The sequence below is a fragment of the Methanosarcina sp. UBA5 genome, from assembly GCF_002505485.1.
Classification (GTDB): Archaea; Halobacteriota; Methanosarcinia; order Methanosarcinales; family Methanosarcinaceae; genus Methanosarcina.
In genome coordinates this window covers 18,872-32,554 of the sequence record NZ_DAVG01000123.1, presented here as the reverse complement: position 1 = coordinate 32,554, position 13,683 = coordinate 18,872, and the positions used below count along the sequence as shown (strand labels likewise).

Genomic DNA, 13,683 nt, shown 5'->3' with positions numbered 1-13,683 from the left:
CTTCTTACCAAAGTTTACTATTGGTTACCGTCCTTTTCTGTGGTATTGTCCTCGTTTGAGCTGCTTTTTGCAGTTACAGGAACTTTAGCCGTTTTTGGGGCAGTAACGTCAGTAAGATCGGTACTGAAATTTGTGAGATTGGTACTGGAATTCGTAAGATCTGTACTGGAGTTTGTAAGATCAGTACTGGAATTTATGAGATATATACTGGAATTTTCAACAGAGGGCGCCTGCTGTTCTGGATTGGATACAGACACAAGAGGCAGAAAATCGGTAAAGTTGGTTTCGTTATACTTTATATCTGCAATTCCGTTTTTATCTTTATCCGGTGCAGTTTGAGAGAAACCTGTCCCGCCCGGGTTTGCCCAGAAATTGCCTCCAAGAGATGGCCCCCCAACAATGTTTATGCCTGTTTTCTTTGTCGTGTTCCAGGTATTTTTCCGATTTCCAACTTCTGCATTAAAAGTATTATTGAGATAGTTATCGAATATGGTGTTGTTATCACAGGCTGGACACATAGAAAGGCCTGAAATATGATTGAAAGCAAGAATATTTCCAGAAAGTGTGCTATTATCCGAGGAGTTCATATGAATGCCCCAGTTGCTTTCGTTAATCGTATTCCCGGAAATTCTGTTGTAGTTTGAATGTGAGATCCACATTCCGTATCGTATATTCTCCAAAATATTGTTCCCTAAAATTATGTTCAGGTTTGAATTTGTTAGGTAAATTCCCATATCGTTCTTGCTTATCGTATTGCCATTGAGATTATTGCTGCTTGAATTTATAAGGTAAATACCATAACCTGCATTCGAACCTGCCATATTCTCTGTTAGGTTATTGTTGCTGCAATTATTTTCCAGAACAATTCCGTGATGGTTTGAATCGGCACTGTTATTTGAGAGTACATTTCCTTCCGAGTGCATGAGCTGGATTCCATATTTACTGTTCAGGCTCATTTTATTGTCCACAATCGTGTTATTTTTTGAATTACTCATATATAGCCCGAGGTAATTTTCCGAAAGGTCGTTGTTACTTATGGTACAGTGACTGCATCCGGCTAAATAGATCCCTATTACTTCAGCATATTGGGCTGATCGGACTTTGAACCCGTTAATCGTTACATTATTTGCTCGTATATTAAACACGTTTACGTTCGGGTTATTTGCGGCAACTATGGTATCCTCAGGATTCCCGGATTCGGATGTTACTGTTAGATTTTGGGTACCGATTATGATGTTTTCGGTGTAGTTTCCAGGCTTTACGATTATCAAATCACCTGAACTTGTATTGTTTACTGCGGCCTGTATTGATTCTCCCGGCTGGACGAGAATCTCAATTGCAGTTCCGGTACTCGAGCCTAATGTGAAAATAAGGAAGGCTACAACTAAGATGACAAATCTGTTTATTTTAATCCCCCACATATAATACAAAATCTTATTTAATTCTTTATTAATAAACCAGAATTTAAACATTAATGAATATTAATATATTGGATTAGAATAATATCAAAATAAAGATATAAATTTATAAAGCAAAAAGTAATCAGTAGGTAACTTATTGAAATGTAAAATATATTACCTTTATTTTGTTATATCATATTTTCATTTAGATAGGCAAACTGTAATTCTCAGCCCACACAGAAGTTTATTAGAATTACAATTAATTCTCGGAAAAAAAACAGGAACTATTTTGTACTTTGCTATTCCTATTACGTAATTTTCTTATGAATAATATCATCTATCAAAATAAATTATGTTTCCTGCTCATAATTTCGTTTTCCTATCTTGAGTGTCCTCACTTAAAATCTCGATCTTTACCATCTTTTTGCTAATTTTCCTCTTAAACCAGTTAAGATCAAGATTGATATCCACGCTATCGATTATGATGTGGCTTAAACTTCTTTTATGACGAGAACAAATGTTATTAAGTAATCCAATAACAATGTTGATAAACTGATCTGGGTCAAAGTTGCTCATAATGCTGTAAATTTCATCTTCAGAAGGCACTGACTTGATTCTCATAATTTTCGTAATTTTTTTCCGATTTTTAATGGGATAAAATCGTATTTTAAGCAAAAATAAAATATATTTTTGAAGAAAAAACTAAAATTAATCTTTTTTAAGAATAAAACGTTTGTGCAACTAGTCATCTCAAACAATTTTAAGGTCCCTAAGTTTTAATCTTTGCGTAGGTTTTCAAGTTGAATCCAAATTTACAATGTGGCCTGATTAAAAAGATCCTTTTCAAGAAATCTAAGTACTGTGAAAAATTCATATTAACTAACAGTATATCCATGTTTTTATATATATTCTTGCATATTTATAAATGGGGCATCTGAGAAAAATCGATTTCTGTTGTAAACCTCAGCCAACACTTTTCCCCCCAAATCCCCCCACTCCCAATACTCAGATGCCCTCTCCCCAACACGATTTTTTCAACACATCTTTTTTAATTGTTTTTCAACAACACATCTTTTTTAATTGTTTTTCAACAATACTTTTTTACAACTGAACCTAATTTTGTTTTGCTTCTTAAAAAATCGTTATGCCCGAAAGAAGAGAAAAAAGGAACAATTGGAACAACTCAGGCTTAACAGGGTTAAATGGAAACAGGGTTAAATGGACTGAGCCAGGTTAAACATGGGGCTAATAAGTAAGATTATTTAAAAAAGAGTTTTTGGAGTGAGTCGACTGAATTTTATAAATAGCCGACTGAGTTTAGTACCGACTCAATTTAGTAAATTGATTATTACTCTCAAATCTGGAAATGAGACCTTTAATAGGCTTCTTAAGGCTTTGCGATGTCAATCAAATCCAGAATTCTCAGAGCAAGATATGCACCGTTTGCTCCATTATCGATCCCTACGCTTCCGACAGGCACTCCTGGAGGCATCTGAGCAATCGAGAGCAGGGCATCGAGTCCACCAAGCTTCGCGCTCACAGGGACTCCTACTACAGGTCTTTTTGTTCTGGAAGCTACAACCCCCGGAAGGGCTGCGGATAAACCTGCAATTGTGATAAAGACTTTTGCATCAGTCATTGAGATGTAACTTTCAAGTTCGTCAGGGTTCCTGTGAGCAGAGATAACCATTACTTCGTAAGTGTATTTGCTCTTTTCAAGCACGGATATTGCACGGTTGGCGATAGGCCTATCGGATTCGGAACCCATAATTACTGAGATATCAACCATTTTTAGCTTCTCCTAAGCAGTCAGGGCAGGCTGCCCTTTCCACTTAACTCATTCTGGCGTTCAATACTCATCCTAATAAGGATCTCAAAAATAGCCTTTATAGATCCTAAATCAAGGTTGAGCTCGGTTGCAGCATTTAAAGCTCTGTTAATTACAACCTCATTTTGCTTCTGGTCATTTATCGAAGTTCCATTTATTCTTTTTGATTCAAGTACTCTTTCAGCCAGATTTACTCTTCTATCAATGAGGGCAAGAATTTCCCTATCAATTTCTTCGATTTCTCTGCGGACATCCTCAAGTTCGCTCAAGTGAACCCCTCGTTTTATAAAGACATTGCATCTCTGTTATTTATAGAGGTTTCTATAACTCTACCTTCGATTCCACATCTTTCCCAGGCCGACCTTAGCTCTTCAATCTGGTTTTCTTTGACAAGCGCAACATATGCCGGGCCCGATCCAGATAGGCTTACTCCTTTTACTCCACATTCCAGGGCTCGAAAAATGCATTCAGTATCAAAGCCAAGAGCGGCGCAGTAGAGAAAACCGTTTAAAGTCATTGCTTTTTCATACTCTCCTGCAAGTGCAAGTTCGTATGCCACATCCACATACGGAGCAATGAGTTTCGAGCGTTTAACATTTGTTTGTGAACTGAACACTTTTCTATCCGGTGCAAAAATAAGTACTTTTGAATTGTAATCTTCTCTTTTGATCAATTTCAATTCCCGGTTATCGGTAATCACAACTCCGCCAAAAAAAGAAGCACAAGCGTCATCAAAAGACCCTGTTATGGTTACTTTTGCTTCTCTTGCAGCTCTTACCCCAAGCTTTACAGCATCAAGAGGAGGCATTGACTCTCCAATAGCATTTAAGGTTGCCAGTACAGTTGCATTGGCAGCTGCACTGCTGCTCTTAAGCCCACCTGCAAGAGGAATATTGCTGCTTGTTTTTACCGTGCCTCCAAGTTTAATCTCGAAATGTTCAAGCACAAGTTCAACACACCTTTCAATAAGAAAAGTGTCTGCTTCAGGCATCCCCTCAATCGATCCGTGGACTTTTCTCTCGCGATCCGAGAGTTCCACCTCTGAACATGTTTTTAAGCCAGTTCCAAATGCCGCACCTTTCCAGGTTGCAAATGCTGCGATAATGGTTCCTGCTCCCGACGCGCAGGCGTGCCCTTCAAGTATCATCATGCTCAGAATGCGCTATTCTTTAATATTTTTTACTGCGTTTCTTCACAGGATCTAGAGTATCCTGAAACGCAGGGCTCTGTAACATATTCATAAAAAATAGGAAATCCACAAATATAAATAGTAAAGTTGAATCACGTATATAAAAAAGTATTTCTAAGTATTATCAGAAAGATCAGAAAGCGCGATTGAATTAGGAATAAATATTCTAATTTCAGACATGGCAGATTTAACTAAAAACGGGGAATCATTATCGAGACCAGGAAAGTACAGCAGACAGGAGGATCTACTTACATTATTTCCCTTCCTAAACAATGGGCTGAAAAAGTGGGAATAGAAACAGGCATGAGAGTTTCCATTCAAGCACAGCCTGACGGAAAACTCCTGATAAATCCCATTATCGAAGGGCGGTCAATTAAAACAAAAAGAATTGATGTGGGAGGCTGTGGAGCAAAAGCACTTGAGCGAGACATTATTGCTGCATATCTCCACGGATATGACAGGATCGAACTTTTCTCAAAAAGGATACTCGTTGAACAGAAACAAACGATTCGGAAGGTATGCTACAAACTCATAGGTCCGGAAATTACTGAGGAAAGCTCAAACTGTGTGGTTATCCAGGATCTTCTTAACCCGAATGAACTTCCTATCAAAAAAGGTGTACAGAGGATGTTCCTTATTGCGGTGTCCATGCAAAAGGATGCGGTAAGAGCCTTTAAAACCATTGATCATGACCTTGCACTTGACGTAAGTCAGAGAGATGACGAGGTTGACAGGCTATATCTTCTTATCTCCAAGCAATTTCGCTCGATTCTCTGCGGAGGAGGGGTGCCGGACTCCACAGAAACAAATATAGAGGAATACCACGAGTTCAGAATGGCGGCAAGCCCGCTGGAAAGGATAGCCGACCACGCGCAGAAAATAGCGAATGTCGCCTCAAAGCTGCAAGAGCCTGTTAATTATAAGGTGATGGTAGAGCTCGAGAAACTCAACGCTGCTTACATGGAACTTGTGGAACAGTCAGTTGAGGCTCTCTTTGAGGCAAATACTTCTCTTGCAAATCAGGTAATAGATAGCGTTGAAAAAATGTGCGCATGGGCAGAGAAACTTCGTGAATCTACTCTGAAATTGAAATCTCATGAGATCATGATTTTACTCGGGGCCGTTATAGACAGCTTATCCAGAATAGGAGACCTTAGCTCCAATATAGCCGAGATTGCTATAAACATGGCAATCTGGGACAGATGAGCAAAACTCTATCGAAGAAACCAGAAGCCTTATCCAATCTGAAAAGGTAAATAACAGGTATTTCCAAGTAAAATATCTCAAAAGTAATCAAAGTTGCGCTGGCGCACCCGCTGCAAGCAATGAGGTACGTTCGCGCCACCGCTTCAAATTCTGTTAAAGGAAATAATAGCCCAAAACAATTTAGTTTGAGCAGAAGTTAGTAACCGAAAAATGGAATTGATAATTATTATCACCAACGGTTACCGGGGAAGTTTTCCATCCCCGCAGCAAGCTAGCGGGATATTCGACTGAGATCAATAAAAAAGTTAAATATATAGCTAAGGTCTTAAATCGAAATAATAGGTTTACCTCTAAATGCTCTGAATTGTCAAAAGTTAACTTTAAATTTATAAAACCATCGCGAAGTTGCTAATAGATGTCTTGAAACATCTCAAGGAAAATTGGGCTGTAAAAGTTATATACGAGAGTTGAGTGAGAAGAATACCAGAAGATATCTCATAAAAACAATTTATATTTTTAAGCTTGAATGAATAAATATAGGAAAAAATATAAAGGAAAGTGCAGAACATCAGTGCACATACAAAAATTTAATACTTATGATAAGAGTTTGGGAGAGCTTAAAATCTTCTGGATAAAAAGGTTTTTTATTTCTGGATAAAAAGCCTTTTTATTGATGTGATGAGGGAATAAGGCGATAAAAAGCAATTTATATGTTCTGGTGTTATTTCCACGGAGACACTTTCTATTCTACCGTAGAAAGGACCTTAAATTTCCTATTTACTCCAATATGTACTGGAAAGGAAAAGAACATCTATAATTTCCCCCAATCCCCTCAGTACGATAAATGGAAGTTACTTAAGTGCATGATAAATAGATTAAAATTTAAGTACTACCCGTAAAGGAAAGCAATCCGAGAAATCCTTAGATGCTATGCTTTTCCCAAAGGAGGGAAGCTATGAATATGATAAAACGATTTAAGGTAAGCTTTTCAAAAATCTTCAACAAGCTCTTTAAGAAAAAAGGAGCATGCATAGGAATCTACGGTCCCCCCAATGCCGGTAAGACTACCCTTAGCAATCGTATCCTCAAGGATTGGGTCGGAGCTGAAGAAACAATGGGTTCGGTTTCTCATATCGCTCATGAAACCCGGCATGCCAAGAGAAGGAACGCAATAAATATTGATACCAACGGACACACAATCAACCTTGATATCGTAGACACGCCCGGGCTTGCAACAAAAATCGATTTCCATGACTTCATGGAGCAGGGAATGAGTGATTCCGAATCCAAGAAACGATCCAAAGAAGCAACAGAAGGCGTAATCGAAGCTGTCAAATGGTTGGATGACCTTGATGGTGTCATACTTGTTATGGATTCCACCGAAAATCCCTATACCCAGGTCAACGTAACAGTAATAGGGAATATGGAAGCAAGAAACCTTCCGCTTCTTATCGTAGCAAACAAGGTCGACCTTCCTGATGCCGACCCGGCTGTCATAAAGGAAGCCTTCCCCCAGCATCCCATGGTGCCAGTTTCGGCCCTTGAAGGAGTGGGAATGGATTCGTTTTATGAAGCTCTGGCAAAACAGTTCGGGTGATCAGTATGCAGGGAATTCAGCTTGATTTGATATCCGAAGCCAGAATCTCTCAGATGGCTTCAATGGAAAAAGTTCGATACATAATCGATGAGGTACGAAAAGGTAAAATTCTGGTGCTTGAAAAGGGCCTGAACCCGATGGAGGAAGCAAAGCTTATAGAAATGACAATGTCAGCGATTCAGCCTGATGTGTTTTCGGGTATCGAGATGCAAAGTTATCCTGCAAATACGGACGGTTCATTGCTTGGAAAAATTTTCAAAAAACAGAGCAGTAAGAGACTTACAGTGATAGGGCCTGCAAACCAGCTAAAAACCCTTAAGAAAGATCGGAATCTCATCAGTGCACTTGTCTCTGCAAGTAAATAAACGAAGTGGAAGCAATGTGTGCCCAGAAGACCCAAGACGTGGAAGCTATAATTTACCCTCCCCAGTCTCTAGGCTCCTTTGAGATGGGAAGGAATGATGTCAATTTAATCTGTACTTACGGGAAAATCGCCGTATGGTTTGGACGGAAAGTTCCTGATTACATTATAGCGCAGATACTTATAGGAATTTCAAAAGTTGACCAGTCTACGGTTCATGAATTTGAAATTATCTGCAACTTTGATGAGATTACGGAATATGAGAGTAAAGGGTACACACTCGTGTCCTATGGAAAAACAGCCGGCGGTTATCGCGTAAACTATAGTATCCCCTTTTCCAATAAAAAAGCCCTTTTCCACCTATCAAAATTTATACTTGAAGAGCTTCAAAAAGGAGAAACGCGTAAAGACTTTTATTGGAATGGGAGCGACTGTGATATCCAGAGGCTCTATCATGAATTTAAGAATAATATTGAGGACTGGGAATTGAAAGCTATTAATTATAAAACTGAATCGCAAACAAGCAAGTAAAAATCTGGACTGCTGGGATTGCGGCAAGGTGATAAGAAAGCTTCAGAAAATTTGCTCTAAGATCCTCACTGTAAATTTGAAGGAGAGAAGGATTTTGGTAAAGTATTATCAGGAGTATTTTCTATCATTGATATAGGCAGGTAAGTAAATTAATCAATTAATTATTATATAATCAGGCATTTAACCAGGCACTTAACTAGCACTTAACTCAATGTTTTTCGGAGAACTCATATGGAAAAAGTTCAGGTAAACGACTGCGAAGACGTACTATTATCAATGAAAATGATTGCAGTAAACCTCAATGAGGTAATTGACAAACTTGACAGAGAAGCCATAAAGTCGATGATCCAGAAAATTATGGAAGGCAAAAGAATCTTTTTGATGGGAGCCGGAAGGTCCGGGCTTGTTGCCAAAGCTTTTGCAATGAGGCTTATGCACCTTGGATTCAGTGTGTATGTGGTTGGCGAAACCACAACCCCTGCTGTCCGGCCGCAGGATGTGGTGATTGCCATTTCAGGGTCAGGAGAAACCCATTCTATAGCGGATCTCGGAAAAATAGTAAAAGACATTGGCTCCACCCTTATAACGGTTACCTCTAAAAAAGAGTCCACACTCGGTAGAATCTCAGATATTGCTATGATCCTCCCGAGCAAGACTAAAAACGACCCTGATGCAGACGGCTACCTTGAAAGAAATATGCGGGGAGGTTACAAAACCCTGCCACCGCTGGGCACATCTTTTGAAATTACATCGCTTATTTTCCTTGATTCGATAATCTCTCAGCTCATCATGCTTACAGGCGCCTCAGAAGCCGAACTGAAATCGAGACACACGAACATTGAATAAAAGCCTTAATCGCCAGCAAGTATATTTAAAAAAAATTAATTTACAGGGATATAGGAGGGCTCAATTTGAAGGAAATAAAGTTTTCAGAGAACGTGGCCAGAATAGACACCTCAGGGATCAGGAAGATTTTTGAAGCCGCAGGCTCGGATGCTATTAACCTTGGGCTGGGGCAGCCTGATTTTGATACCCCGGAGCATATCAAGGCCGCGGCAATAAAAGCTATAAACGAGGGCTTTACGGGTTATACGGTCGGTTCGGGAATCCCTGAATTAAGAGAAGCCTTGAGTTCTAAGTTCAAGGAAGATAATGGGTTCTCGGTTTCCCCTGAGGAAATAATTGTAACCTCTGGAGCTTCGGAAGCTCTTGCCATTGCCCTTGCAGCCCTTCTAAACCATGGGGATGAAGTCCTTATCTCAAATCCTGGCTTCGTTTCTTACAATGCACTAACCGAAATACTGAGTGGCAAAGCCGTAGGCGTCCCTCTGGCCGAAGATCTTACTATGAAGCCTGAGACCGTGCTTGAGAATATTACCCCGAAGACCCGAGCCATCATCCTTAATTCCCCTTCAAATCCAACAGGTACAGTCGCCAGCAGGGCAGATATAAAGGCCCTGGCCGAGATTGCAGACGACCACAATATAACCATTATTTCCGATGAAGTTTATGAGTACTTTGTCTACGAAGGAGAACATGTAAGCCCTGCCAGTTATTCGGACAATGTGATTACTGTAAATGCGACTTCAAAAAGCTATGCCATGACCGGTTGGAGACTCGGGTACGTGGCAGCCAGAAAAGATTACATAGGCCAGATGCTTAAGGTGCACCAGTACTTCCAGGCCTGCGCCAACTCAATCGCTCAGAAAGCCGCTTATGCCGCAGTGACAGGACCAAAAGATTCAGTCAGGGTCATGCGAGAAGAATTCAGAAAACGCAGGGACGTACTTGTAAAGGGGCTAAACGAACTCGGCATGAAATGTGCCCTTCCGAAAGGGGCTTTCTATGCCTTCCCAAAAGTCTCAAATTCCGCAGAGGTCGCCTCGAAATTGATCTCAAATGGCATTATTGTCACTCCCGGAACAGCCTTCGGAAGCGAGGGTGATGGCTATATCAGAATTTCCTATGCGGCTTCAATGAAAGATATCGAAAAAGCCTTAGGCATCATGGAAAAAGTACTCTGAGAATGTATTCTGAAAACTGTTTAATAAAGTATTTCTTAAATGATAAAGAGTCTAAAAAGTATTCTGAAAAACAGTTTAAGAAAGTGTCCTGAGAGGTAGTCAAAGTATTAAAATAAACAAAAAGTACACGGAGACCTCTTTACAGGAAACACTTTTTCTGTGCTTTCTACTTATAGTATGAGCTCATCCCAAAACTTGAAATTTGCTTCTTGTGCCTCGTATTTCGAATAGTCGATCAAGCTCAAGATAATAAAACAACTTTGGAAATTACCAACGATTTAAAATAAAGTGGTTTTTGGGATAGACTCTATATCTATTTTTTCATTTATATCTCATATCTGGCACAGTTGAGCCTGTTAAAAAGGTTATCCTGATCCAAGTGTTGCCGTTATCTAAGGCAGATTTCAGCAGTTCAGCTGGAATATGTCAAGTTGCTACTTTAATTGGCAGAATTCGAATTTATATATACTTTCGGTCAGTCAAACAGAGTTTTATAAAAAAGATAATACCACAATAAAACTAATATAGGTGCACAAATTAAGGCTAGAAGTATCACATTTATTAGCAAAATCAAAAGAGATAACTCTATCAGTACGTAATTTTTTCGCTATAAAAGAGGAAAATTAAAGAATGAAAATTCGATCTTAGAATAGGCTCTTTCCTTCTATAAGAAGAAACTTTACAATGGGTAACAATCTGAATTTCATCAAAGATTATATGTCCATTGGCCATGGAAGTTTAAAATCTAGTTATAAAATATTTCCGGAAAAATATATGAAAAAGAAAAATACGCGTAAGTTGTTTGTAAACAAAGGAATTTTTACGCTGGCCTGCATTTTTTTGTTGCTGAGCTCTGCATCCGTCACTTCAGCCGCAGTATATGAAAACCAGTTAACGGGCTACTTTCATAGAGCATATGAAAACCCGGCCGGGGTTTTTCTGACGGAAATCCAGCCTTCTTTACTTTTTGCCGAAGGTCTTTCGTTTCCCCTTACAGAAACACAGGACGAAATAGATCAGCCCATAGAAAAAATTAGCCCTTTCTTACTCCTGGCAGCAGGTATTCTTGCGGGTTTCAACCCCTGCCTCCTTGCGGTAATGGCATTTCTTGCTTCAGTCACCCTTGCCAAGCACGGAAGAAGAAAGGAAATGCTCAAAATCACGCTCGGTTTTTCGACAGGAATCTTTACTATGTATATGCTTGCCGGAATGAGCATCCTCAGTATTGTTAACCTCCTGCCTGAAATTCAGAAAAGTTTTATAAAAGCTTCAATCCTAATTATTGCCCTGCTAGGTTTCTGGCATATTTTTGATGCCTACTGGCTGAAAAAGCATGCAAAAACTACCTTCAGGACTCCCGAACCCTTGAAAAACTTTATGGGCAAAATGGACCAGAATAATCTTCTGCTGCTGTCCTTCCTTTCAGGAAGCATGTTTTCCCTGGTCAAAGCTCCCTGCGTAGGAGCGATCTTTCTTTCACTCCTGAGCATACTGGCAACAAAAACCGATATTGTCACAGGAACAATATATATTGGCATTTACCATATAGGGCTTCTGCTTCCCGTAATAGCTCTCGGTCTCCTTCTTGCCTTCGGACTCAGCCCGAATAAAGTCACTGAATTCAGGGAAAGATGGAGAGTAGAAATAAGACTGACAACAGGAATCATACTGATATCCGTTGCCCGGCTCATGCAGCTTGGAGTAATCTAACCTATAAAGCCCTGGAATAGTTCAATAAAAGGTCTGAATTTAGCCAGCACACCATTCAAGTTCACATTTTCAAGTCCATTTTTTAATTTTTGTCAAATCCCCTGCTAACTTGCTGCGGGGGGCGCTAGCGCAACTTTATTTAAATCCTAAAAATGCACTTTTTAGAAACTAAATCCTAGAAATGTGTTTTTAAAATCTATTATTTTTCAACCTGCTTCAGTAAAGCGAAAAAAAGATTTTGCTGGCTTATGAAATCTCTTTTAAACCTAAAAAATATCTCGGCGTTGTCATCCGATGGTAACCGTTCACTCATTTCTATCCATTTTTTGATGGTTTCGAATTTTTCATCAAAAACAGCCAGTTTTTCAGGCAAAAATTTCTCAATCAGGTTTCTGGCTGACGAGGCCCAGTTTATATATTTTTTAAATAGTTCCTCCTGCTCGAGAAACTTGTCATTAGTTAATTTGAACCATCGGTAATGGAGAGGAACTGGCTCTCCCGTATAAGGGTTTGTATTAATGTAAGGGTCGTAATCCCACATCCTGGGCAGGTCTGATATGCTAAAGGGGCCGATGTCGAGAAAAGGATCGTACTGAATGGGCACTGAATAAAAAAACTTACGTAACGCTTCCATCAGATCATTGGATTCAGAAATCAAGTCTTCAATCTGCTTTTTAATTTCCTCAGACATTGCCCTACATCTCCCAAAAAAAGTAGAATTTCTATTCTTTTACAGACTTTTCTATAAATTATTTCACGGATTCTTTTAAGATTTGTTTAAGATACTTTTGCAGATTCTTTAACAAGAGTCATAAGGTTTTTCTATTCCCTCTTGCCTCAGGTTATTTTGTTTACAAGAATGGTTTCTAGAGCGAATTTTACTATGAAAAATACGTTTTTGTTCCTGATGAAACTTTTGTTGCTGGACAGTTCAGGGCAGTCTCTATCCAATATCAACTGTCAGAAACTGATTGGAACAAGTATTCCAATATAGCGTTCTTATACAATTATATTAATTTTAGACCATTTCATGAAAGATCATACATTTATGTTTTAACTTAAACGATCAAAAAATTGATGGCCAAATGACTGAATTATCAAAAAATTGAACAACCAAAAAATTGAGTAATTGAAAAACTAAATGACCAAAAAATGGAAAAAACGAAATTTCGTGTCAGCGTGAGGCCGCTTCCTTTCTCGATTTCTCCCTGAACGTCAAATTTTTCGTTGAGCTGGATAAACTCATTTTTATCGATTTTTGCTATGAGATCTGAATTCTCATCCTGGATCTCGGTCGTCAAAATCAAGCCGTCATCGCAGTTTTCCAGAATGAATAAGGTATCCAGTCTCCGGTATTTCGATCAGGCTTGCATGACAATATGTATACCGGATCTGCATACACATTTGATCCAAGAATTAGCATATAGTCATCACGAGTCATGCGATTTTTCTCTCTGCAGTTTTAAAAATGCATATGAATTTAGCTATTATAAAATGGCTTTTTATAATAATAGAAACGTTCTTTATAATAACACAAACTCTTCTTTATAATAATACAAACAGTTGCTTCGCAGTTCCAAAGCCCTTAATAATAGTACAAAAAACTTCTTTATATTTATATAACGCAGTTTTTTATACATCCTTGCTGTGAAAGAAAATAGATATCTCGAAAAAGGAAATGTCTTTAAATTATAAAGTAATAATTATAATTAAAATTATAATTATAAAAGTGGTCTTCCCTATACAATATTTGTTGTCAAGGCTACAAGGCTGATGAGTTTTCTGTTTTAATGTGAAGTTCTGGAAGGATGATAGAATTGCCGGGCTTAAATTTCAC

The 13,683-nt window shown here is 38.7% G+C and carries 13 protein-coding genes and 1 pseudogene; 7 read left to right on the top strand and 7 right to left on the bottom strand.

Annotation, left to right across the window (positions count from 1 at the left end):
- Nucleotides 1–17: 17 nt before the first annotated feature.
- The 5 genes and pseudogenes from BP621_RS15715 to BP621_RS15695 all read right to left on the bottom strand — a co-directional run bounded on the left by BP621_RS15715 (nt 18) and on the right by BP621_RS15695 (nt 4,375).
- Nucleotides 18–1,421, bottom strand: a complete 1,404-nt coding sequence (locus BP621_RS15715) for a right-handed parallel beta-helix repeat-containing protein (protein ID WP_292391559.1) — start codon at nt 1,419–1,421, stop codon at nt 18–20.
- A gap of 219 nt (nt 1,422–1,640) precedes the next feature.
- A pseudogene (locus BP621_RS15710) lies at nt 1,641–2,078 on the bottom strand (IS5/IS1182 family transposase); the annotation flags it as partial.
- Nucleotides 2,079–2,787: 709 nt separating this feature from the next.
- Nucleotides 2,788–3,189: a 5-(carboxyamino)imidazole ribonucleotide mutase gene (locus BP621_RS15705; RefSeq protein ID WP_292391558.1), complete on the bottom strand. Its 402-nt coding sequence runs from the start codon at nt 3,187–3,189 to the stop codon at nt 2,788–2,790.
- Between the two features lie 20 nt (nt 3,190–3,209).
- Entirely contained in the window at nt 3,210–3,497 is a 288-nt protein-coding gene (locus tag BP621_RS15700) for a chorismate mutase (protein WP_292391556.1), read from the bottom strand.
- Nucleotides 3,498–3,511: 14 nt separating this feature from the next.
- The gene (locus tag BP621_RS15695) at nt 3,512–4,375 is read right to left on the bottom strand and encodes a shikimate kinase (RefSeq protein WP_292391617.1); all 864 of its coding nucleotides are present in this window, start codon (nt 4,373–4,375) and stop codon (nt 3,512–3,514) included.
- 252 nt (nt 4,376–4,627) lie between these two features.
- Between BP621_RS15695 and BP621_RS15690 the strand changes: the two genes are divergently transcribed.
- From BP621_RS15690 to BP621_RS15660, 7 genes are all read left to right on the top strand, one after another.
- Entirely contained in the window at nt 4,628–5,623 is a 996-nt protein-coding gene (locus BP621_RS15690; RefSeq protein WP_292391616.1) for a phosphate uptake regulator PhoU, read from the top strand.
- Between the two features lie 955 nt (nt 5,624–6,578).
- Complete coding sequence (locus BP621_RS15685) at nt 6,579–7,220, top strand: Era-like GTP-binding protein (protein ID WP_292391555.1); 642 nt, start codon at nt 6,579–6,581, stop codon at nt 7,218–7,220.
- Nucleotides 7,221–7,225: 5 nt separating this feature from the next.
- On the top strand, nt 7,226–7,585 hold the full coding sequence (locus tag BP621_RS15680) for a DUF2073 domain-containing protein (RefSeq protein WP_292374469.1): 360 nt from the start codon (nt 7,226–7,228) through the stop codon (nt 7,583–7,585).
- Between the two features lie 14 nt (nt 7,586–7,599).
- Entirely contained in the window at nt 7,600–8,112 is a 513-nt protein-coding gene (locus BP621_RS15675; protein WP_292391554.1) for a hypothetical protein, read from the top strand.
- A gap of 231 nt (nt 8,113–8,343) precedes the next feature.
- On the top strand, nt 8,344–8,958 hold the full coding sequence (gene hxlB, locus BP621_RS15670; protein ID WP_292391553.1) for a 6-phospho-3-hexuloisomerase: 615 nt from the start codon (nt 8,344–8,346) through the stop codon (nt 8,956–8,958).
- Between the two features lie 65 nt (nt 8,959–9,023).
- Nucleotides 9,024–10,136 (top strand): pyridoxal phosphate-dependent aminotransferase, encoded by a 1,113-nt coding sequence (locus BP621_RS15665; protein WP_292391551.1) that lies wholly within the window; start codon nt 9,024–9,026, stop codon nt 10,134–10,136.
- A gap of 774 nt (nt 10,137–10,910) precedes the next feature.
- Entirely contained in the window at nt 10,911–11,846 is a 936-nt protein-coding gene (locus tag BP621_RS15660; protein WP_292391550.1) for a cytochrome c biogenesis CcdA family protein, read from the top strand.
- A 199-nt stretch (nt 11,847–12,045) separates the two neighbouring features.
- Here BP621_RS15660 and BP621_RS15655 read toward each other — a convergent pair whose 3' ends face one another.
- Both BP621_RS15655 and BP621_RS15650 read right to left on the bottom strand, forming a co-directional pair.
- Nucleotides 12,046–12,537: a hypothetical protein gene (locus BP621_RS15655; protein ID WP_292391549.1), complete on the bottom strand. Its 492-nt coding sequence runs from the start codon at nt 12,535–12,537 to the stop codon at nt 12,046–12,048.
- 612 nt (nt 12,538–13,149) lie between these two features.
- On the bottom strand, nt 13,150–13,287 hold the full coding sequence (locus tag BP621_RS15650; protein ID WP_292391548.1) for a hypothetical protein: 138 nt from the start codon (nt 13,285–13,287) through the stop codon (nt 13,150–13,152).
- Nucleotides 13,288–13,683 lie beyond the last annotated feature (396 nt).